A 22,228-nucleotide genomic window follows, 5' to 3' on the forward strand; every position below is an offset into this window, starting at 1 on the left:
AATGAAACAAGTTAAACAATTATCAGTAATGGCTTTCATGGCAAGCGCCATGCTCTTAGCCAGTTGCGCGGACGATGTTTACGACCCCAGCAAAGAGCCGGAAACACTACCGACAGAAAATCCTTTCGGCGAAGGCTTCGCAGCACCGGACGGCTTCAGTTGGTCTATGATCAACACGGTCAGCCTGAATATTGAGGTAAAAGACGAATTCAACGGCCAGTACCAGTACCTGATTGAAGTATTCACCAGCAATCCGCTGACCGACGAGACGGCAAGCCCGATTGCAGCAGGTACGGCAAAGCAAGGAACAAATTATATTGCAGAGGTCAATATTCCTCAAACGGCTGAGAACTTCTATATCCGCCAGACGGATCCCAAACTGCGAAAGGAAATATATACATACGCAGTACCTGAAAACGGAGGTGCATTAAGCTGCAAATTGTACTATACCGAAGTTGACACAAGAGCCGCAGGAAATTCAGGTTCAGCATTTGAAGCCGCCAAACTGGATGGATTTACAGAACCGGAGCCTAAGGTATATAATGAGAAAGATGTAATACCTGAGGTACCTGCAACTTCTGACGGCTATGTTGCGTATAATCCGGGAGCCATAAACGCCGGAGGTAATTTCATTATCGGTAAAGATTACACATATAATACTCCTTTTAAAGATAATATACGAGTTTATAACAATGGCAGGGCAACCGTATTCGTTCAAGGCGTATGGGATCTGTCAGGCAAAGGTTTACAATCCAGCCTTGACATTTACATAATGAATGGCGGTAAAATTATCGGTTCAGGCATCACGTTCGGTGGTAACAACACCCTTACCATTCAAAGCGGAGGAAGCATTGAATCTAAGAGCGGTATTTTAAAGTTAGGATGTCCTGTTAAAGTTTATGGTTCCATCACAACAACAAACGTTAGGGTAAATGAGGGTACGCCGGAAATATACATTGGCGAAAACGGCAGCATCAAAGCCGTAGAAGCTTATTTCAACAATTCTCAAATATTCAATTACGGCGTGTTAAGCGCAGACAAGCTTGAGCTTGTCAATGCTACCATCTTAAATAAGTCAGATATAGAAGAATGTAAAGACATTCTGATCAACGGCAGTAAGATATTCAACTATGGTGATATTAAATTCAATGGAACACTTACAACCAATAACAATACGGATAAGGCAGTTCTTATTAATCACAATCAAGCTTCCATGACAGGAACTGAATGGGAGAATGGGGCTTCGGTCTACAATGACGGACGTATCCAACTTACCAATTTCTATAACACCGCAGTAGGCAATATTTATAACAGCTGTGCATTTATCATTGAAAAAGAGTTTACTTTCATTAATTTGATATTGGACAACGGTTCCATTACAGCTGGTCAGGATCAAGCAACCCACGAATGGTTACCCGTTCCAACCATTACCTGTAATCAAATGGTTAATCTCAAGATGAGAAATGGTTCAATAATCAAAGCAAACAATTTCACCTTGGGTAATTCACCCAATAGTATTATAGGCGAGACAAACGATATGTCTATGATAAAAGTCAGTAAATTATCATTAACGAGCGGTGGTCTGACCACTTTCAAAGGCAATTTGGTACTTGAAAGAGAGGATACACAAGAGTATGAGTCCTGGCGACTCAAGGTAGATTGCGCTACAACCGGCTACGATGAATCCAAATACACCATTGAAACCTGCGGCGGCATTTTCAACGAAGGCAACGAAGGCAAAGACCCCTCCACCACTCCTGAGTTTGAACCGACAGTAAACGACGCTAATACATATACTTATGTATTTGAGGACAACTGGCCTGCATATGGCGACTTCGACCTTAACGACATTGTCTTGACAATAGACGGAAGAGGAACGAAAGAAGTAGATGGTGGTGGTTATCTGAAAAGGGCCAACCTAGATGTCAATCTTGAGGCAGTCGGTGCAAGCAAAATCTTAGGAGTCGGCATCCGCTTCTTGAAGTTGCCAGCTAATATTACTCCAACGAAATTCAGAGTCTCCGGCAAAGACCGCTCCTTTGAAGCCGGACAAAGCCTCCCGACTTTGATACTGTTTGAAAATGCGCATAGCGAATGCGGGCATAACGACGAGAGACCATTCATCAACACCGTGCAAGATGCAACAACCAACACCAACGACGAACATAACTATGACATAATCTTTGAATTTGACGGATCCGACAACGTCCCCGTCTCTGCATTCAACATCAACAACTTAGATGTATTTATCATCACGAAAGCCGCTGATAAGAAGGGCAAACGTACGGAGGTTCACGTAGCGGGTTACGCTCCTACGGATTTGGCAAACAACAGCTTGTTCGGACAAGGCAATGACAATTCTTCATCGTCTGCCCAAAACTACTATTTCAGCAAAGAAAACTTAGCGTGGGGCATTGTTATTCCCGATAAATTCGCTTGGCCTTTGGAATACAGAAACATAAAAGATGTTTATACAGAATTTGCAAGTTGGGTGACCAGCGGAGGAAAAGAAGGCAAAGGCTGGTATAACAATTCCAATGGCAACGTATACAAAAAGAAAGAAAAATAAGCAAATACCCTCTTTAATGCAAAAGCCGATGAATGTCTTTATTCATCGGCTTTTTTAAAGCGATTTGGAAAGCGTACTATTCAAAAGCCATCATCATTGTTAAAAAACACTAATATACAAGTTTTTTCAAGCCTATAAAAGTTGCTGTTATTTTAATAGTCCGTACTTTTGTTAATAATCAAGCAAAGCAAACAGATTTATGAAGAAGAGAATCAAAATAGATCTAATCCTATCCATTGCATTGTTCACTTTAAGTGCTTTGTTGGGTAGTTGTGAAAAAGACGTCTTTAGCCCCGAGAGAGTAAAAGCTACTTACGAAGACAAGTTTCCGGTAAAAGACATCGACCCCGATATGGACTGGAAGATGACCAGACAGGTTACGATAGACATCTCTGTCTACGAAGATTATGGAGTAGATTATACCGTAGAAGTATTCGACCGCAATCCTTACTCCACTGACACTATACCCCATTTATTGGCAAGAGGAACCGCCAATCAGGAATTATCTTTCCGCACCACAATCGATTGCCCGTCCGCGCTTTCCACCCTTTATGTATCACGTACCGATGAAGCCGGGCGCAGAATATTCAAGCCTGTAGCCATAGCCAACGACAAACTGACCACCTCATTCGGTAGCCGGACATCGACACGTTCCTTTTCTCCCTCAACCAAAAGCGAGGATGATTTCAATATATCCGCAATGTCCCGCCCATACACCGATAACGAAATAGCGAACATGCTTTCCAAAGCCATCGAATATACAGGTCAAGACATGGATGCAGACATAGCCAATCAAAACATCTTCAAAATAACCGACACCTATAGAGGCGGCATCAATCATGGAGGTACCCCTACCCCTTCAGTAAGTACCCTAAAGTTGATCATTGCCCCGGGAGGCAAATGGAAAGTCACCTCTCCCCAAACCGTCAATCAAGGTCTTGAAATCATTGTCGCCTCCGACGGCAAGATAGAGTTGAGTTCCGGCAGTAACAACACCCCCGCCCTTAAATTCACCAACACCGCATCCCTCGCGGTTTTAGGAACCGCCTATCAGGAAGATGAGGAAGAAAAAGACGATGAAGACGATGATGTGGAAGACACCCGTGGAAGAATTTCCGGTAACGGCTGGATAGAATTCTCCAATGGAGGCACCAATTACAATGCCGGGCACATTGACATTGACGGTATCAACAACAACGGCGGCACCTTCTTCAATTACGGCAAAATCGACGTAAAGAAACTCTACGGTTCCTCTACCGGAAGCCTCTTTGTCAATCACGGAGATTTCGAAGCCGGTCAGATAGGCGACGATAATCAAAGCGTAGGTCCCTTGTTAGAGAATACTTGCAAAATCGAAGTTGATAATGATTTGACCTCTTATGGCATCACACTAGGAAGAGGGGCATACATCGAGTGCCAACATCTGCATGCTTCCGGCCATATCAACATGAGCGACAATTCCATGATAGAAGTCGAGAACAACTCATGGTTCAACAATTGCAATATTACTGGCCCCACAGCACCCAACAGCTATGCATTATTGAAACTTAAAAATATACAATATGCGAATTGGACGGGAAGTTGGCAAAGCGAAGTGACGCAAGGTTATGTCATCAATAACATATATTGCGAATATAAAGGCGGCGGTCAAAACGCTACATGGAATTTTGAGTACTGCTGCCTGAACGGCACTGCAGGAGGAAACGGAAGAAAAGGAAATGGTAACGCGGTTGCATGCAAGCCCGGAGAAGCTCCCAAATATATCCCCGGAGGCAGATGCACCGGTGAAGGCAATACCCCGGGAGAAGGCGATCCGGGAGAAGAGCCCCAATTAATGCCCTATACCTACGTCTTCGAGGACAATTACCCATTGGTAGGCGACTATGACTTCAACGACGTGGTATTAGACGTAACCATCAACTACGATCGAGGTCGTGACAATAAAATCACAACCACCCGCATCGACGTCAAACTCGTGGCAGCCGGTGCCGGCAAAACCGTCGGAGCCGGATTGCGCCTTGTGGGCATAGACAATTCAGTAGTCAGCAACATCAGCTTTGAAGGAGCGGACCAAAGCCGTTTCCAGTCCACCCTATCAGGTTCTATGTTCAGCACCGACATGGAAAGTGACGGAACAATTCCCCTTCTTGGCAGCGTGCACAAGGTGTTTGGCGTAACTGCAGGAACTCTGGTCAATACCGGTGGAGAAACAGCGCCCATTTACACTTATCAAATCAAGATAGAACAAAATAACGCCTACCAACGAGAAGCCCCCGTTATCACCAAGGACAATCTCGACTTCTTCATCACCTATGGATACAAGACGATGCAGAAACGCATGGAAGTTCATCTTTATGAATTCTGGAAATACGGCGCCACCGCCGCCGGAACCGTCCAGCAGGAAAATCTTGACTTGGCGGGAAACAACACGTGGGCCATCTGCGTGCCTAACTTCCGCTATCCCAAAGAAAGAATCAATATCAGCAACCAAAAAGATGAAAAAGATTGCGCATACCCCAAGTTCCTGGATTGGGCCCGCAACCGCAATGTCAACCAAGACTGGTATAAGTATCCCAACGAAGAGAATGTATATAGATAACAACTATCTATTCCCCTATAGCGAATAAAACAAGTATAGAATAATATAAATAACAATAATGAAACAAATTTTATTAGTAGACGATAAAGCCTCCATAGGTAAAGTGCTCTCTATGTATTTGGGAAAAGAGTATGATTTGGTATACTGCGAAGATCCCTTGAAAGCCATCGAGTGGTTACACGAAGGTAATGAACCCGACCTGATCATATCCGACATCCGTATGCCGAAGATGACCGGTTCCGAATTCCTCCATTACCTAAAGAGTAATGAGTTGTTCAGCCACATCCCCGTCATGATGCTTTCCAGCGAAGAGAGTACTACCGAACGTATCCGCCTGCTCGAAGAAGGTGCGGTAGATTACATTCTGAAGCCTTTCAATCCTATGGAATTGAAAGTACGTTTAAAGAAATTCCTTTAATTGACAAAAATACGTAAAAGGATATGTTATATTACATCTATATCGGAAATAACCGGATAATAATCGACCATCTGAGTAAAGTGACAGGTGGCATGTTTGTCGCCGTCTCTTCTCCACAGAAAGCGGCTAAAGTCATCGACGGTATTCGCGAACGCTATAACACATCCATCCTCTACGAACAGACGGAAAATCCGGAAGCGGACTGCATCGAGCTTTCTTATTTACGCAAACGTTATCCCCGGGTTTACATAACCCTTATAACAGAAATGCTAAAACCTGAAAGCCGGAAAGCTTATCTTCAGGCAGGCGTCAATAATACACTTCCACCACATGCCGATGAAGACAGTATTCAAAGCATGAATTCTTATCTCAAGGCACGTAAGGACAGTAAGCTGAAAGAATTCAGCGAGACACATCGCAAAGTGCTGAATACCTTCCATCTTCCTATGTGGAAACGCACCTTCGATGTTCTCTTTGCCGGTACCGCCGTTATCCTTCTTTCGCCATTGCTGATAGGGACAGCCATTGCCGTCCGTGCGGAGAGCAAAGGAAGAGTTATTTATAAGTCGCAACGCGTAGGCTCCAATTATCAGATTTTCAATTTTCTGAAATTCCGTTCCATGTACATCAACGCGGATAAGCGGTTGAAAGAATTGAATGCGCTTAATCAATATCAGATTGAAGAAGTGGAGAGTTCTGATGAAGATCCGGAAATCCGCTTTGACGACCTTGCCGGGACGCCGGACGAGGAAGAAAGCCTGTTGATTTCAGATGATTTCGTGATCTCCGAAGAAGATTTCATCAAAAAGAAAGAGAAAACAAAACAGAATACATTCGTCAAGATTGAAAACGATCCGCGCGTTACCCGTGTCGGAAGGTTTATTCGCAAATACAGTATTGATGAATTGCCGCAGTTATTCAATATACTGAAAGGAGATATGAGTATTGTAGGCAACCGCCCTCTCCCACTCTATGAGGCTGAGCTATTGACTAGCGATGCCTACATAGACCGTTTCATGGCCCCGGCTGGTTTGACGGGATTGTGGCAAGTAGAGAAACGAGGTGGTGCAGGTAAGTTGTCAGCGGAAGAACGGAAACAATTGGATATCAAGTATGCAAGGGATTTCTCTTTTTGGCTGGATATGAAGATTATCTTTAAGACGCTGACAGCGTTTGTACAAAAGGAGAATGTATAAAACGACATCAATAAAAACAAAAAAGAAATGACCAAGAAATATATAAGAATTATAATTTGCAGCATAACCTTTATTGGGTTATATTCGTTTCCATCCTTTGTGTCCGCACAAGAGATGACGCGGGAGGAGCGCATCAAAGCACTGGAAAAGCTAAAAATGGATGATGAGAAATGGGAAAATAATACTATCAAGCAAGCAACTAAGAACATACCATTAGAACTTGAAAAGCTTGAGCTTCCTCCATTAGCAACGTTTTTAGATGCTGTTGTAGAAAATGCGACGGTAAAACGAGCACGGTCACAAGTGGAACAAATAAAAAATGAATACCGCTTGCAAAAGCGAGACTGGTGGAACTATTTTAAACTAAATGGAGTATATTCATATGGACGGTACAATGTTATTGGCAATGCTAGTGATGAATTTACACCTATGTACCAAACAACCATGTCTAGCGCGCAACATAATTTTAATGTTGGAGCTAATGTTAGTGTTAGTCTTGGCGATTTAATAAATCGACCACTCAAATTAAAAAAATACAAATATGACATTGAACAGTTGCAATACACACAAGAAGAAGTAATGGAAGAACGGCGATTAAAAGTACTAGAAGTATATAATGCCGTTACCGAGCAATTGGCTACCATGAAAGCTAAAGCTGAAACAGCCGCTCTTTACAATGCCTTAATGAAAATCAGCGAATATGATTTCATTCATGGAAAGATTGATATAAGTTCTTTAGCTTTGGAGCGTAATCGACGTACAGGTGCTGTCACCTCTTACGAACAAAGCCGTGTTACTTTACATAACTCAATCGTGTTGTTGGAAATGCTAACCAATGTAAGGATTCTAAAAGATAAATAAGGAAAGTATGGATATATCACTATTTGTATCGCAATTTCTCTACCGTATCCGCTATTGGCTGCTATGGGGTACACTATTTGTCACTGGATTAGTTGTCTATTTCACACAGTTTCTCCCGTATAGTTACACCGTAGAAGGCAGTTTGTATGCGGGCATTACTAATGCAGTCAATCTGGATGGAACGGCATCAGTCAATGTCATTAGTACGTTTGATAACCTTATTAATATAGCTAAGTCACGTGGAACTTTAGCCAAAGTATCTATCCGTTTGTTAGCCAATGCTTATACATTTGGTGAAGAATGGAAAGACAATAATTATATTCAGGCTAAGCATTACCGTCAGTTACTACAAATGACCCCTAAAGAGGTATTGGCATTAGTCGATAGGAAAGATGTGCAAAAAACCACTGCTAATTTAGAAGAATACTGCAAAAAAAACAGTGAGAATTTCATTAATACTCTTTTCAATCGCCCCGTAGCTTTTTACGGAGCACGAGCATTAGAGGAAATCATTGTTGAAAGAGAAGGCAATAGTGATATTTTGATGATAACCTATACCTCAGCCGATCCAGGGATAACTCAACAAACTGTTGCTATTTTAATTGAAGAATTGAGAAAAGCCTATAAATTGTTACGTTTTAAATCTACTAATGATGTAATCGCCTATTTTGAAGAACAAGTACGTATCACTAAACAAAAGTTGAGTGCAGAGGAAGACGATTTAATGAAATATTGTATAGAACAACGAGTCATTAATTATACGGAAGAATCTAAAGCACTCGCCAATATCCGTTATACCTCGGACGATGTGTTCACTGAGATTTCACGCGAATATGAAAGTGCCGTTGCTCTACGCAAAATGTTAGATGAGAAAATGGACATTCGCGCTAAAATCATTCGTGATAATACTAATTTACTTAATGAGTTGGAAAAAGTCAGTGACTTAAACCAAAACATAATGGAACAAGAGATTTTTATAACGGATAAAGCTCAGAATAAAAACCTAAAGTTACAACGGGAAAAAAGAGAGTTAAAAAAGGCAGAAGAAAATATAAACAGACTTTCGGACAATCTAAATGAATATGGAATGTCAAAGGAAGGAGTGGGCATTCAAGAAATGGTAAAAGAATGGCTTAACGCTTGCGTAAACGAAGCCAAAATGAGTGCTGAAATGAAAGTTATGTCAAAGCGCCAACAGGATATTTTTGACCAATACAGCCTAATGTCTCCTGTAGGAACTCAAGTTAGTCGCAAACAACGCGCTATTGACATTGCAGAAGATAATTATCGAACTCAAATCAGCGGCTTAGCCCAAGCTAATTTACAATTAAAAAATCTTGAAATGACTACAAGTAATCTGCAAACTATTGCTCCTCCCGCTTATCCGTTAACAGATAATGGACGGCGTCGAATGATCTATGTTCTAATAGCTTTTGTAGGAAGTCTCATATTTATTACGACTTATTTCTTGCTGATTGAGTTGTTAGACCGTACGTTACGTGACCCTCTTCGCAGTAAGCGATTAACTAAACTTCCAGTTATTGCAGCATTCAATGGTACCAATAATCTGAAGTTTCGTGGTTTCTTAAGGGCTTGCAACCGTCTTGCAGCAGCATATAGTTGCCGACAGATGAATAATTATCTTCAACCTGGCAGACCGACCATTATCAACCTGCTCAGTATGGATCCCAAAGAGGGAAAATCATTCCTTGCGCAGTTCTTTGCTGATTACTGGAAAACAGAAGGACTTCATGTACGCATAGTTAATCATGATATTGATTTTGAGAATGAGACTCCCCAATATGTGCAAGCTCAAAAATTGTCAGACTTTTGGATGTTAAATGAAGCTGAAAAAACTCCAGATATTATTTTAGTGGAATATCCGGCAATCAGTACATCTAGTATCCCACTTCATGTACTGGAGGAAGCTGACTTGACTTTATTAATAGCCAATGCGCGCCGCTTATGGAGTTCGGATAATGATGCCCTATTGGAAGCTGTCAAAAAGAGCTTAGAAAATAAGCCATTCTTCCTATACTTAAATAACGCTGACCGCGAGACAGTGGAGATGTTTACTGGAAAATTGCCACCTAACACTCTGCTCCACTCATGGTTAAGACGTATGGCACAGTTAGGACTAACAAGTCAAAAAGCTGCCGTTAAATAATAATTAACAACGATAATAAGGGAAAAATATGCCACTTAGCACACAACTGAAGGAGATACCTCCTCGCATTACTACCTATTTATTACTCTTAATAGGTTTGGTGGTGATGGCTTACGCCCTTATCTTTCAGAAATTAATTATTTTTGCGGCAGTAGTATTTCTTCCATTGGGATTAATTATCTTTAGATATAGCATTCAGGTACCTCGTTTCAGCTTCCTGCTCTATGTCGTTTTTTCTTACTACCTTACAGCGATAATGCGATATAGTCGCACAGAGGGGCTCAGTGTTATTGGAGATACATTATTGGTTTTTATCTTTGTAACCATTCTGATTCATTCCGCCCGACACAAAGAAAAAATAGATTTTTCTAATGCCATCAATTATGTTACAGTAGGATATGCCGTATGGATGCTTTATTTGCTGATACAATTCCTCAATCCACATGCAAGCTTCAATGGAGAAGACATCACCGCCACTGTTCGTGGTTGGTTTCTCGGAATACCAGTGCTCTATATCATTACATCTCTGCTTCTTGACAAACCTCAGTTATTAAAAAAGGCTCTGATCATTGTTGGTATTTTAACATTAACGGCTTTTATAAAAGTTTTGTATCAAAAATATCGTTGGTTTGATGCGGCAGAGGTAGAATGGTTAATGGAAGTAGGAGCTGGAACCCACCTGCTCATTAGTGGTATTCGTTATTTCTCAATCTTCAGTGATGCCGGAAATTTTGGAGCAAATATGGGTATGGTAACCATTGTCTACGGAATCATTGCTTTCCACACTCCTCAGAAATGGTTACGTTGGTTTTATTTTGGAGTTATGGGTATGGGAATAGCTGGAATGCTTTTTTCTGGAACTCGCAGTGCCATTATCATTCCTTTGGGGGGATTAATGCTCTATTGCTTCCTTGGTAAAAGTATTAAAATAGTAATAATATCTGCTCTCGCGCTCGCTGTACTATATTCTTTTTTTACTTTTACTACTATTGGTGATGATAATCCCATCATTCGACGTATGAGAACAGCGTTTACTCCACAAGAAGATGCTTCTTTTAATACACGCCTAAAAAACCGAGAGGATATAGCAATTTATCTTTCTAATCATCCTTGGGGAGCTGGAGTTGGAAAAAATGTAACAAAGGCAACTGAGACTGAAAAAGGAATAGTTATGAAGAACATCCCTCCAGATTCTTTCTATGTCAATATTTGGATACAAACAGGCTATACCGGCTTGATTCTTTATCTTGCCATTTATGCAGTCATATTCTTGCGCTGCTGTTATATTATAATGTTCCGAATCCGTAATAAGAGTTTATACCACATGCTATCAGCCTTACTATGCGGAATATTTGGCATGTGGCTAAATGGTTATGCCGGTGAAGCTATGGGAATGCCTCCCAATACCGTGATGCTTGCCTCTGCACTTATATTTATAATGAACGGTCCTTATATGGACAAACAAATCGAATCAAAGCAATCTGATATAAAACCCAATAAAGCATAGAACTATATGAATGACTTTTTTCAAATTTTGAATCCTGACTGGTGGTTAGACGAAAACAATAATGCCCTGCAAATTGCTGACGCGATTTTATACTTATTGCTAGCCATCCCAGTAATGTATCTTTTAATATGTGCTTTTTTCTCTATGGGAAAATATAAGAACCCATACCCTCAAGCAAAGATACAACACCGTTTTCTTGTAATATTTGCCGTACTTAGGAATGGGAAAGAAGTAATTCAATCAATTGAACATTTTCTAGACACACAGCAATATCCTCGTGAAAAATACGATATTGCAGTTGCAGCTACTCAGTTATCTGAAGAGGATCTTATAAAATTACTTCAGATGCCTGTTAATATTGTTGTTCCTGATAATGAAAAATGTACTAAAGTTTATGCCATCCAGCAGGTTATGCAACGCTATTCGCCCGATGAGTATGACATGGTAGTCATATTTAATTCTGATAACCGCATAGTCCCCAAAGCTTTAGAATTATTCAACAATGCCTATTATTCCGGTTGTGATGCTATACAAGCGCATCGCATGACTGAAAATCTAACTACCAATATTGCTATATTGAATGCTACCAGTGAAGAGATCAATAATAACCTTTTCCGTAAGTCGCATACTCGTATGGGATTTTCATCAGCCCTTATTGGTTCAGCCATGGCTTTCGATTTTCGTATGTTTCATGAAATTACTCCTACTCTGAAAGGCTCTGATTTGAGCAAATCTTTGGAAACAGCTTTGCTCAATCAAAATATCTATACGGAATACCTTGAAGAAGTTGTATGTTACAGTAAAAAAGAGGAGAACGCCAATGGTTATGAAATGCAGCGACTCAATTGGCTCCGTTCGCAATATAGCAGTACTTTCCTTGCAATCAAGCGATTGCCTTTTGCCTTAATAAGAGGACAATGGGACTATTCTTTAAAGCTATTCCAGTGGTTAATACCTTCTCGTTTTATGCTTATCGCCTTAATAGCCTTATGTGGTTTTTTAACCATGTTATACGACTGGCCTCTTAGTCTCAAATGGTTTGCCTTATTAGGTATTATTGCCATGTCTTTCCTTATGGCTTTACCTGAAGGTGAAATTAACAAGCGCTTCAAACGTGCTATTTGGGGAGTCCCTATGCTTATACTTGTAACCTTATTCAGCCATATATCTAATATTTTCCGGAAAAAAGGAAAATAAAATGAAACAGTCACCGTATGAAAATAGCCATCGAAGCTCAACGCATATTTCGTTCTAATAAGCATGGTATGGATTTTGTGGCACTAGAAACCATACGTGAGCTTCAGAAACGAAATGACGGTAATGAGTATTATATCATCGTTGCTCCGGGTGAAGATCACTGTATAGAATCTTCTAATAACCTGTCCATCATAGAATTGAAGAGTTCTGGTGGTTATCCATTTTGGGAACAAGTAGCATTACCGCGAATAGTAAAACAATTAGGAGTTGATTTGCTCCATTGTACTTCTAATACAGCTCCACTACGATGCCCCGTACCATTAGTGCTGACTCTTCATGATATTATCTATCTAGAGCCTCGTTTACGTCGTAGCCCTTCCCTTTACCAAGAAATGGGATGGTATTATCGTCGTCTCATAGTTCCACATATTTTAAAAAATTGTAAAATGATAATTACTGTATCCCAGTATGAATGTAATCGTATTCGCCAGGCTTTGCAAATACCGGCAGAACGAATAACATCTATTTACAATGGTTACAATTCTCATTTTTTCCTCCAAGAAGAGATTAACATGGAGATTGTACATCGGTACATTTCTGAAGAAGGTTTTTTATTATTCTTGGGCAATACTGACCCCAAAAAGAATGCCCTAGGTACACTAAAATCTTATAGTCTCTATCTACAACAATCAACTGTAAAACGCCCATTGCTCATTGCAGATTTAAAAGAATCCTACATAAACGCGTTGTTGAAGCAAAATGAACTTGAACACATCAAACCTCATTTATATTATCCAGGATATATAGCCAATAGCGATTTACCTACGCTCTACAATGCAGCTTTCGCCTTTCTCTATCCTTCACTACGTGAGAGTTTCGGTATTCCTATGCTGGAAGCCATGGCCTGCGGAACCCCAGTCATAACCAGCAATACTTCTGCTATGCCCGAAGTTGCCGGTGAAGGAGGTATCCTTATCTCCCCACAGCATCCTCAAGAAATAGCAGATGCAATATTGCATTTAGAAAACAACAAAGCATTTTATCAGCAACAAAGTTCTTGTGGATTGGAACGCGTTAAACAATTCTCTTGGAAATATACTGCTGAAGAGTACGTGAAAATATACAAAGAAATTCTATATCCATAACTCATAACACCAGTACTTATGGCAGACTTCATTATCACGGCGCTTCAGACTTGGGAATTCAGCATTGGTTCTAATGCTAAAGATATTGCATTGGAACTGTCTAGACAACATCGTGTTTTGTTTATTAACACCCCTGTTCCTTCCCGGCATTCTCATTCAAAGCTACGTACCATCCAAGAGAATTTATGGGTGCTTGACTGTAATTTCACAATACTACCAGTTAATAAACTCCCGGACGGTTTTCTTTTTGATTTCGCAAACCGCTTCAATAATAAATTAATTTTTCATGCCGTCAATCAAGCAGCTAAGCAGCTTGGATTTCAAAATATCATACATTTCTGCGACAATGATATATATCGTAGTTTTTATGCCCGCACATATCTACATGCCTCATTATATATTTACTATCGGCGTGACAATCTTCATGCCGTACCTTATTGGAAACGCCATATCCGACGTTTGGAACCTGCACTCATTCAAAAAAGCGACTTAGTAATGTGCAACTCTGAGGAATTGGCAGAATATGTACGCAGTTATCTCCCAACTACCCAAGTTCATAATGTCGGGCAAGGTGTGGATTTATCAGCCTATCATGCCGATGCAAATTATGTTTTGCCGAAAGAGTACCTTTCTTTGCCACACCCTATCATTGGATATACAGGAGTAATATATTCGCTACGCCTTGATATAGAATTATTATATAAGATAGCTTTAGATTGTCCTCAATACACTTTTATATTCATCGGACCAGAAGATGAAGTTTTTCAAAATCATCGTATTCATAATCTTCCTAATACACACTTTACAGGAATTCGTCCACCAGAACAAATGCCAGCCTATATTCGGTTTATGGATGTATGCATGAATCCTCAGATAGTAAACGAAGTAACTATTGGAAATTATCCACGAAAAATAGATGAGTATTTAGCTATGGGAAAACCTGTCGTGGCTACCCGTACCCGAACTATGGAGTTCTTCAAAGATTATGTATACTTATGTTCATCAGTTGATGAATACAAAAGGGCTATCGCCAATGCACTTAAAACTGACTCGCCCACATTACAGAAACGCCGTATCATTTTTTCTCAAACCCATACATGGGAATATGGCGTAAGACGAATTTTAAAAATAATCGAAGACTATGACATTGCAAGAAATAAAAGATAGACTCAAGGAAAATCCAAACCTGAAAGCACGTCTCCATCGAATGATGTTCAGCAATGCCCGTCCCCGTCTATGGGTAAAATGGCTGGTCAATCCGTTCGTATTTCGTCATGGCAAAAAAGCTGTCATCCGCCGACAGACAGTGATGAACGTATCCCCCATCAACCGATTCCACTTGGGAACGCGCAGCACCATCGAAGAATACACGATAGTAGACAATGGCGTGGGTGATGTCATAATCGGAGATCATACGCGCATTGGGCTGCGCTGCACCATCATTGGACCTGTACAAATAGGAAACCACGTGATACTGGCGCAAAATATCGCAATATCCGGCCTGAACCACCGCTATGAAGATCCTCAACTCCCCATACATCAACAGGGAGTGACAACCACACCTATACAAATAGGAGATGACTCATGGATAGGAGCCAATTCTGTAATAACAGCAGGTGTAAATATAGGAAAACATGTTGTCGTGGGTGCCGGCAGTGTGATTACCAAAGATATACCTGACTATAGTATAGCAGTAGGAAATCCCGCAAGAGTAATAAAGAACTTCGATTTCGATCAAAAGAAATGGATATCTGTAAAATAATCTCTTCCTTTCCCCACTTTTTTATACCTTTGCCACTTTTTATTTTATTAATATCAAATTTATGAAAAAATTCATTTAATTTATCCATCACCAACAAGAATGGTGTAGAAATTTTCAGTGTCCAAACCGAGACCGAACACATGAAACTGGAATTTGTCGCATTGGAACTTTTTGCCCGGGGCATAGAGAAGTTACTGGAAGACAAAGGCAACATCAGTACGCGCATGGAGCGAATGTTAGGAACCCTTCGCGATGTCACCCACCGTTTCAGGCACACCCCAGACAAAAAAGGCGAATAAGACTGACAGACAGATGTTTGTGTATAATAATCGCAATGCGCATTTCAGCGCAAGAGCCCCACCAAACGTTAAGGAATAATAAATCATCTCTTTTTTCAAGATGTGCGGTCTTGCCCGACAAAACCGCTTTCACGATTATTCTGACAACGGAACAAACGGACAAGACCGCACATTCCAGCCGTATTATCAATGATTATCTTTGCTGTCGCTAAGAGAAAAACGCTACGAAAAAACGCTGTCGCCACACCAAGCAACTCCGCTTTGCGCAACCTTTTCCCACGAACAATAAACGAATAAAAACAATTCAGAATGAAAAGAAACTTTTACCTGCAGCACCAGCTCATGGCCATGCACGACCCGCGGATGAAAAAACTCTTCGACGAGGAAGGCCCCAGAGGTATAGGAACCTACTGGATCATCATCGAAAAACTATCCATGCTGCCCGACGCCAGAGCGCAACTGAAATATCTGCGCTCTTCCACGAGCAAAAGACTGACGCTCGCCTACATGGAGAAAATCATCCGCAACTTCCAGCTTTTCGTACTCGAAGAAGACGGATCCTTCAGTCCCGAAGAACTGAATCCGGTGAAAAAGAAGGAGAAAAAAACGGCAAAAAGTGATAGAGCAAATGCCGTTGCTGATGCAAAAAATGACGAAAATCGGCAAAAAACCGCAGAGGAAAAAACGGAAAATTCGAACGAAAAACAAGCTAACGCGCTAAATACCAGCACCGATAAAGAAACAAGCCGTGAAGTATTTAAAGAGAATATAAAAGATATAACAACATCAGCAATAAAAGAAAAAGAAACTGCTGCCGCTGAAGATGTCAATTTCAATCCCATACGTCCCTGGCGGGAAGTAGTGGACGGACTGGCCGTGAGAACGCCCTGGCTGGAAGCAGCCTGCATGCACAGCGGCTACGGAGAACTGCTGATGCGACACATCGGGGCGGCCGTGGACTGCTTCAAGAAGCATATCGAAATCTACGACAAATGGCGCAACCTGCTGAACGAAAGCGATGCGCGCCGCTATTTCGTGAATTTCACAAATCCCGGACAGCGCACTTCGCAAGCCCTGTACGCAACCCTTCTGGCACTCGACGCCAAGCAACAGTCCGCCGCTCCGCCCGACCCTTACCGCTACGAACAGCGCATCGACGGCCGACGCACCTACCTGGGCTGCCCCATCCCCGACAATGCCCCGCCCCGGCCGGACAACACCGCTTTCTGGAATGAAACCACGAATTCATGGAGATCGTAAATGCCACACCCGAACAAGGCAAACGCCACACCTCAGCAAGGCAAATGCCACACCTCACGCCCATCCAAGTGCGGCATCCGCCCCCACAAAGTGCGGCATCCGAGACGCTGAAATGTGGCATTCGAGCCACTGAAGTGTGGCATTTCCAAACGAAAATAAATCTTAAATAATTCAACAAAAATGAGAAATTTCCATCAGCACGGCATCGACACCCGTGGCCGCACCAGCGGAAAAGTAAAGACCATCTGCCCCCAGTGCAACGACACCCGCGGACACAAAGGCAACAAATCCCTCTCCATCGACCTGGACAAGGGCGTGTGCTACTGCCACCACTGCGGCTACAAGCTCTACGTGCCCGACGATGCCGAAGAACGGGAACGCCAGCAGCGGAAAGAGAATTACAACCGTGCCCGCAAGCTCCCCTCCCACTTCCGCCGCCCCGTCTTCGACCCCAAGCGCACGACCCTCAGCGAGAAGCTGGAGCAATACTGGACGCAGGAACGCTGCCTGGCGCAACACCTGCTGACCGACCTGCGCATCACCGAAGAACGCGTGAGGCTGCCCGAAAGCTGCGAAGAGGAGAACTGCCTCTGCTTCAACTACTTCGAAGGCGGCACGCTCGTCAACACCAAGTATCGCAGCGGCCGGAAGCACTTCATGATGGTGAAGGGCGCCGAGCTGATCCCCTACAACATCGACGCCATACTGGACACCCCGGAATGCATCATCACCGAGGGCGAATTCGACGCCGCCGCCTTCATGACCGTCGGCCGCAAGGACGTCATCTCCGTGCCCGCCGGCGCGCAAAGCAACCTGGGCTGGATGGACCGCTTCGTAGAAAGCCACTTCGAACCCAAGAAGCTCATCTACATCGCCGTCGACGAGGACAGCTCCGGACGGTTACTGAGCCAGGAACTGGTGCGACGCCTCGGATCGGACCGTTGCCGCCTGGTGCACTTCGGCCCCGAATGCAAAGACGCCAACGAGCACCTGATAAAGTATGGCGCGGAAAGTCTGCTCATCACGCTGGAACAGGCCGAAGAAATCCCGCTGGAGGGCGTCTTTACCGCCGAAGACCGTCAGGAGCCTCTCCGCACGCTCTTCGAAAACGGGCTGCAACGGGGCGCTGAAACGGGCTGGGACAACCTGGACGAAAACTGCACCTTTGAGACGGGGCGCCTCGCGGTGTGGACAGGACGCACCGGCGAGGGAAAATCGGAATTCATCGACGAACTCGTCCTGCGCCTCTGCCTGCGCCACGAATGGAAAATCGGCTTCTTCAGTCCCGAAAACATGCCGATGGAATACCATCTGGCCAAGCTCGCCGAAAAGCTGACCGGACATCCCTTCCGCCCCGGACCGGGCATGACGGAAGCCCTCTACAACCGGACGACGCGCTGGCTGACAGACAACGTGACGCACATCTTGCCGGACTCGGGAAGCTATACCGTGGACTGCATTCTTGAGAAGGCCCGCCAACTGGTGCGCCGCCGCGGAGTGCGCATCCTTGTCGTGGACCCGCTGAACCGCATCGACCAGCAGCTGGAACCGGGACAAACGGAACTGCAATACATCACCTCGCTGCTGAACAAGCTGAGCCGCTTCGCCCTGCAGCACAAGTGCCTCGTCATCCTCGTGGCGCATCCGCGCAAGGTGAACCGCAACACCACCAACGGCGAACTGCGGCGGGTGGAGATGAATGACATCAACGGTTCCGCCAACTTCGGCAATATGGCCGACTTCTGCTTTACCATAGACCGGAATGACGCGAAAGAAATCGTCACCATCTACATCGACAAAGTGAGGTTTAAGCATCTGGGCAGCGCCAACACCTGCGCCAAGTTCGTCTACAACCGCATCAACGGGCGTTACTGGCCCTGCGAGGAGGATATCGTGCACCGTCCCGACGGTGACAAACCGGGACCGGTGAACACGGTGTTCGACAATGGAAATTGGTTGAAAAACATTACAGAAGAAGGTTGTCTATTTGATTAATATTCAGTATATTTGTAGAGATAATAGACTCACAAAAAGGAACAATTTATTCAAATTAAAGTATGATGAAAACTGATGATTCTATCTTAGAAGTCTGCTTCCTGATACGCAGCTACGGGAAAGGCGAACTGGCCATGTGCTACATTCACGGAGTGACCCAACAGGCAGCAGTCAACCGCTTCAACACCTGGATACGCAAAGCGCCCGGACTGGAACAACGCCTGCTGGAAATGGGAATGAGCCGCACGGGCAGGAACTACACTCCCGCCCAGGTACAAGCCATAGTCAATGTTTTCGGCGAGCCTTAGAAAAGGGACGAGGAACAAGGGGCCAAGTTTGTTCCCTTGTCCGTATGCCGAAAGTAGAGTATAATAATCACAAAGTTGTTGCCGACCCAAAAAATTTCCCTAATTCCGGAAGACTTTTGTTAGTGACTTATACAAATCACTTTAGAAGAATTACCCGTTTCGGAGGTAATGACTTGGCAATTGTGCTATTTGCTGCGTTCTGCCTTGAATTGTCGTAGTCGATGTCGTCATAGTTGATCAATTCGCTGACAATCTGGTTTCTTGGAGAGTGAGAAAGCGCACCGCTTTCTGAAACAGAGAAAGTCTCAACCATTTTGTCAACCAGCCCCATACGGATAATTTCCGGGTTAATGTACTGGTATTTGAATCTCTCTTTCGAGGTGTCAAGGTCAAACCAATTATATATGGCTTTTACCTCGTCTTGCAGAATAGTGATACGTGGAATGGGTATCACGTTTTCCACAAATTCACTGATAACCACTTTCAGTACCTGCTTGACTTGTGCGATTTGCTCCTCTGCTTCTTTTTGTGCGAATAGTGAATTTGACGTGGCGGCATTGGTTTGTATATAGGCGACAGCGGCTTCTTCCACTTTCTGTGTTTCCTCGTTAGTTAAGAGCTGGGTTGTACTTTTTACAGTGACATTGTGTTTTTCAAGCACTTGCCATACGGCACGCCGCGCGTCAATGTTCGCTTGCGCCCGCTTCTGCTCTTGTTCGGTGGGGGCGGTGGCAACCTTCTGTTGTAAATTGGCTATCGTAGCCTCCTGCTGTGTCTGAGCCGTAACGATAGTAGTGCCCGGCACAACATTCTCGTCCTCATTAAGTTCGATAAACGACAATTTGGAGAGAATGGAATTCGGGTCATTCGCTTTGGCGATTACAGCCTCAAAATTTTCGTGGGCGATTACCGTGAGTTTGTCAACTTCGGGATTGCCTGTACGCAGACCGCCGTAAGGCAAACGCAGCCCACGACCGATTGACTGCTCAACGAGTATAGGAGCATCTGCTGCACGAAGTGGCACAATAGTATAAAGATTGGTCACGTCCCAACCCTCCTTAAGCATATTGACATGCACAACAATCTCTATCTTGTTATCGGGTTTCTCCAATGAAACGAAAAGTTGCTCAACTTCTTCGTCCTTTTTCGTTGAACTGTCAATCTGCAACACTTTGCCTTTGTAGCGACCCTCGTAAAAACTATCACTTTCAAGCAGTGCAACAGTGTCGTTGGCATGATTGATGTTTCGGCAGACAACCAAAATGAATGGTTTCACCAACGGCACATTGTTGTTTTTGGCGTACATCTGCAAGTGGAGTTTCGCCTTTTCGTGTACAGAAACGGCATCTTCGAGTTTGATTGTGTCAAGCTCTATATCCGACAGATTGCCGCGTTTGAAGTCCTTACGCTTGGCAACAGTCGGGTTCTTCACATATTTTCCACCTGCGAGCGCTTGTGCCAAGTTGTATTCATAGACTATATTTTAAACGACTTACCCTTTTCATCGGTCGGTGTGGCTGTCATTTCAAGTCCGAGAACCGGGCGCAATTCATTGACCGCCTTTCTCGAAGCATCGGCATGGTAGCGGTGTGCCTCGTCCATCAAAATAACAAGATCGGGTAGATTAGACAGATAGTCGTAATACGATTCACTGAGGTATTCCGACAGTCGTCCCATGCGAGGTGCGACCGTCTGACCTCCTTTTTTGCTCGACTTATTCTCGGTGTTAAATATTCGAGATATTGAAGATGTTTATCTCAACGGGGCTTAATAAACCGGGGATAGCCGTTCCTTGATTGCGGTGCTTTTCGTAATTGTCACCTGTCACCACCACCGGGGGATTGGCGAGCATTTTCCTCAATAAGGACAGCTCGTTGTCGGGCAATGATGCCATCGTATAGGTTGATAACCTTAGCCGGCTTGATAATAGCCCCGACTTGTTCGGCGGCATAAAGCCCAAACAGATGTTGCGCCACATCGGGGAACACCTCGTTACCTTCTTCATCGAAGCAAGCGGTGTTTCGCAACGCATAGCGGGTGAGCAGCCAAAGAGCCTTGTTGAATTTTGTAAGACTTGCCGCACTCTCCTTGAAGTTGATGCGCAGCTTCTGCGCCACTTCCTCATCGAAGTTTTCAAGCAGCGAACTTCGTGCCGCCAACATATTGCCAGAGATACGCTCTTGGAACTCGGCTTGCAGTTCATCGAATGCCTGTTTGATTTCTTGCGGTGTGCGGCACGAATTGTAGATGTCGGCAATGCGCTTTTCAAAGTCCACGCCGTTGCCTATCGTACCCAACACCTCATCGCTTGCACCGAAGATGCCATCGAAAAGTTGGAACTTTTCCGAGAGCGGCTGATACACACGAATGTCGGCTTCATTCTTGATATTGAGAAAGTTGATTACCACCACATCGAATTGTTGTCCGTAACGGTGGCAACGCCCGATACGTTGCTCGATGCGTTGCGGATTCCAAGGCATATCATAGTTGACTATGAGCGAGCAGAATTGCAAGTTGATACCTTCGGCGGCAGCCTCGGTAGCAATCATAATGGTGGCTTCCTCACGGAAGAAATCGACAATGGCGGCACGGCGGTCGGCAGTAGGCGAGCCGGTAATCTTGTCGCTATCTTTATCCTTTTCGAGCCATGCCTTGTATATGGCGGTGGATTGTTTGTCGGTGTTCGTACCATTGAAACGCACCACTTTTCCTTTGTAACCACGTTCTTCGAGCAACTCGTAAAGATATTCCTGCGTGCGCCTCGATTCAGTGAAGATAAGAACTTTCTGCGGTGCACCAAGTTCTTTCAACTTTTCAAAGCCTTTGGTAAGAGCCTTGAAAAGATGCTCGGCTTTGCTGTTGCGCTTAATCTTAACAGCGAGGTCGCGAAACGCTTGCAGTTCCGACATTTCGTTTTTGATGCCCTCGCTATCCCTGCGAGGCTG

18 protein-coding genes are annotated in these 22,228 nt (G+C 43.7%); 15 read left to right on the top strand and 3 right to left on the bottom strand.

Annotated features, from left to right (window positions below; all coding sequences use genetic code 11):
* The first annotated feature begins 1 nt into the window (after position 1).
* From BN161_RS17665 to BN161_RS17730, 15 genes are all read left to right on the top strand, one after another.
* Positions 2-2,569: an LruC domain-containing protein gene (locus BN161_RS17665; RefSeq protein ID WP_044268828.1), complete on the top strand. Its 2,568-nt coding sequence runs from the start codon at positions 2-4 to the stop codon at positions 2,567-2,569.
* Positions 2,570-2,768: 199 nt separating this feature from the next.
* On the top strand, positions 2,769-5,168 hold the full coding sequence (locus BN161_RS17670; protein ID WP_044268830.1) for an LruC domain-containing protein: 2,400 nt from the start codon (positions 2,769-2,771) through the stop codon (positions 5,166-5,168).
* Between the two features lie 58 nt (positions 5,169-5,226).
* Entirely contained in the window at positions 5,227-5,586 is a 360-nt protein-coding gene (locus BN161_RS17675) for a response regulator (RefSeq protein WP_044268832.1), read from the top strand.
* A 23-nt stretch (positions 5,587-5,609) separates the two neighbouring features.
* Positions 5,610-6,782 (top strand): sugar transferase, encoded by a 1,173-nt coding sequence (locus BN161_RS17680; RefSeq protein WP_044268834.1) that lies wholly within the window; start codon positions 5,610-5,612, stop codon positions 6,780-6,782.
* A 27-nt stretch (positions 6,783-6,809) separates the two neighbouring features.
* The gene (locus BN161_RS17685; protein ID WP_044268838.1) at positions 6,810-7,643 is read left to right on the top strand and encodes a TolC family protein; all 834 of its coding nucleotides are present in this window, start codon (positions 6,810-6,812) and stop codon (positions 7,641-7,643) included.
* 7 nt (positions 7,644-7,650) lie between these two features.
* Positions 7,651-9,810 carry a GumC domain-containing protein gene (locus BN161_RS17690; protein ID WP_044268841.1) on the top strand — a complete coding sequence of 720 codons (2,160 nt, stop codon included), beginning with the start codon at positions 7,651-7,653 and terminating at the stop codon, positions 9,808-9,810.
* A gap of 28 nt (positions 9,811-9,838) precedes the next feature.
* Entirely contained in the window at positions 9,839-11,317 is a 1,479-nt protein-coding gene (locus BN161_RS17695) for an O-antigen ligase family protein (RefSeq protein WP_044268843.1), read from the top strand.
* Positions 11,318-11,323: 6 nt separating this feature from the next.
* On the top strand, positions 11,324-12,514 hold the full coding sequence (locus tag BN161_RS17700) for a glycosyltransferase family 2 protein (RefSeq protein WP_044268846.1): 1,191 nt from the start codon (positions 11,324-11,326) through the stop codon (positions 12,512-12,514).
* Between the two features lie 17 nt (positions 12,515-12,531).
* On the top strand, positions 12,532-13,659 hold the full coding sequence (locus BN161_RS17705) for a glycosyltransferase family 4 protein (RefSeq protein ID WP_044268849.1): 1,128 nt from the start codon (positions 12,532-12,534) through the stop codon (positions 13,657-13,659).
* An 18-nt stretch (positions 13,660-13,677) separates the two neighbouring features.
* Positions 13,678-14,826, top strand: coding sequence for a glycosyltransferase (locus BN161_RS17710; RefSeq protein ID WP_044268853.1), 1,149 nt, complete (start codon positions 13,678-13,680; stop codon positions 14,824-14,826).
* Positions 14,801-15,421 (top strand): acyltransferase, encoded by a 621-nt coding sequence (locus BN161_RS17715; protein WP_044268856.1) that lies wholly within the window; start codon positions 14,801-14,803, stop codon positions 15,419-15,421. Before BN161_RS17710 ends, BN161_RS17715 begins: the two co-directional genes overlap by 26 nt.
* Before the next feature lie 140 nt (positions 15,422-15,561).
* Entirely contained in the window at positions 15,562-15,720 is a 159-nt protein-coding gene (locus BN161_RS29910) for a hypothetical protein (protein WP_167332551.1), read from the top strand.
* A 309-nt stretch (positions 15,721-16,029) separates the two neighbouring features.
* Positions 16,030-16,980: a DUF7833 domain-containing protein gene (locus tag BN161_RS17720; RefSeq protein WP_044268860.1), complete on the top strand. Its 951-nt coding sequence runs from the start codon at positions 16,030-16,032 to the stop codon at positions 16,978-16,980.
* A gap of 180 nt (positions 16,981-17,160) precedes the next feature.
* Complete coding sequence (locus BN161_RS17725; protein WP_044268861.1) at positions 17,161-18,975, top strand: DnaB-like helicase C-terminal domain-containing protein; 1,815 nt, start codon at positions 17,161-17,163, stop codon at positions 18,973-18,975.
* A 62-nt stretch (positions 18,976-19,037) separates the two neighbouring features.
* Positions 19,038-19,283 (top strand): DUF4248 domain-containing protein, encoded by a 246-nt coding sequence (locus BN161_RS17730; RefSeq protein WP_044268862.1) that lies wholly within the window; start codon positions 19,038-19,040, stop codon positions 19,281-19,283.
* 136 nt (positions 19,284-19,419) lie between these two features.
* On the opposite strand, the gene BN161_RS17735 is transcribed toward BN161_RS17730, so the two are convergent.
* The 3 genes from BN161_RS17735 to BN161_RS17740 all read right to left on the bottom strand — a co-directional run bounded on the left by BN161_RS17735 (position 19,420) and on the right by BN161_RS17740 (position 22,192).
* The gene (locus BN161_RS17735) at positions 19,420-20,745 is read right to left on the bottom strand and encodes a DEAD/DEAH box helicase (RefSeq protein ID WP_052356320.1); all 1,326 of its coding nucleotides are present in this window, start codon (positions 20,743-20,745) and stop codon (positions 19,420-19,422) included.
* A 14-nt stretch (positions 20,746-20,759) separates the two neighbouring features.
* Positions 20,760-20,960 carry a DEAD/DEAH box helicase family protein gene (locus BN161_RS28165; protein ID WP_052356321.1) on the bottom strand — a complete coding sequence of 67 codons (201 nt, stop codon included), beginning with the start codon at positions 20,958-20,960 and terminating at the stop codon, positions 20,760-20,762.
* Between the two features lie 140 nt (positions 20,961-21,100).
* The gene (locus BN161_RS17740) at positions 21,101-22,192 is read right to left on the bottom strand and encodes a helicase-related protein (protein ID WP_044268866.1); all 1,092 of its coding nucleotides are present in this window, start codon (positions 22,190-22,192) and stop codon (positions 21,101-21,103) included.
* Positions 22,193-22,228 lie beyond the last annotated feature (36 nt).

It is taken from the genome of Bacteroides timonensis, from assembly GCF_000513195.1.
In the GTDB taxonomy this organism is placed as follows: Bacteria; Bacteroidota; Bacteroidia; order Bacteroidales; family Bacteroidaceae; genus Bacteroides; species Bacteroides timonensis.

Coding starts and splice junctions, on each gene's coding strand:
- BN161_RS17665 (WP_044268828.1), top strand. CDS start 2: ATGAAACAAGTTAAACAATTATCAGTAATGGCTTTCATGGCAAGCGCC.
- BN161_RS17670 (WP_044268830.1), top strand. CDS start 2,769: ATGAAGAAGAGAATCAAAATAGATCTAATCCTATCCATTGCATTGTTC.
- BN161_RS17675 (WP_044268832.1), top strand. CDS start 5,227: ATGAAACAAATTTTATTAGTAGACGATAAAGCCTCCATAGGTAAAGTG.
- BN161_RS17680 (WP_044268834.1), top strand. CDS start 5,610: ATGTTATATTACATCTATATCGGAAATAACCGGATAATAATCGACCAT.
- BN161_RS17685 (WP_044268838.1), top strand. CDS start 6,810: ATGACCAAGAAATATATAAGAATTATAATTTGCAGCATAACCTTTATT.
- BN161_RS17690 (WP_044268841.1), top strand. CDS start 7,651: ATGGATATATCACTATTTGTATCGCAATTTCTCTACCGTATCCGCTAT.
- BN161_RS17695 (WP_044268843.1), top strand. CDS start 9,839: ATGCCACTTAGCACACAACTGAAGGAGATACCTCCTCGCATTACTACC.
- BN161_RS17700 (WP_044268846.1), top strand. CDS start 11,324: ATGAATGACTTTTTTCAAATTTTGAATCCTGACTGGTGGTTAGACGAA.
- BN161_RS17705 (WP_044268849.1), top strand. CDS start 12,532: ATGAAAATAGCCATCGAAGCTCAACGCATATTTCGTTCTAATAAGCAT.
- BN161_RS17710 (WP_044268853.1), top strand. CDS start 13,678: ATGGCAGACTTCATTATCACGGCGCTTCAGACTTGGGAATTCAGCATT.
- BN161_RS17715 (WP_044268856.1), top strand. CDS start 14,801: ATGACATTGCAAGAAATAAAAGATAGACTCAAGGAAAATCCAAACCTG.
- BN161_RS29910 (WP_167332551.1), top strand. CDS start 15,562: ATGAAACTGGAATTTGTCGCATTGGAACTTTTTGCCCGGGGCATAGAG.
- BN161_RS17720 (WP_044268860.1), top strand. CDS start 16,030: ATGAAAAGAAACTTTTACCTGCAGCACCAGCTCATGGCCATGCACGAC.
- BN161_RS17725 (WP_044268861.1), top strand. CDS start 17,161: ATGAGAAATTTCCATCAGCACGGCATCGACACCCGTGGCCGCACCAGC.
- BN161_RS17730 (WP_044268862.1), top strand. CDS start 19,038: ATGATGAAAACTGATGATTCTATCTTAGAAGTCTGCTTCCTGATACGC.
- BN161_RS28165 (WP_052356321.1), bottom strand. CDS start 20,960: ATGGGACGACTGTCGGAATACCTCAGTGAATCGTATTACGACTATCTG.
- BN161_RS17740 (WP_044268866.1), bottom strand. CDS start 22,192: ATGTCGGAACTGCAAGCGTTTCGCGACCTCGCTGTTAAGATTAAGCGC.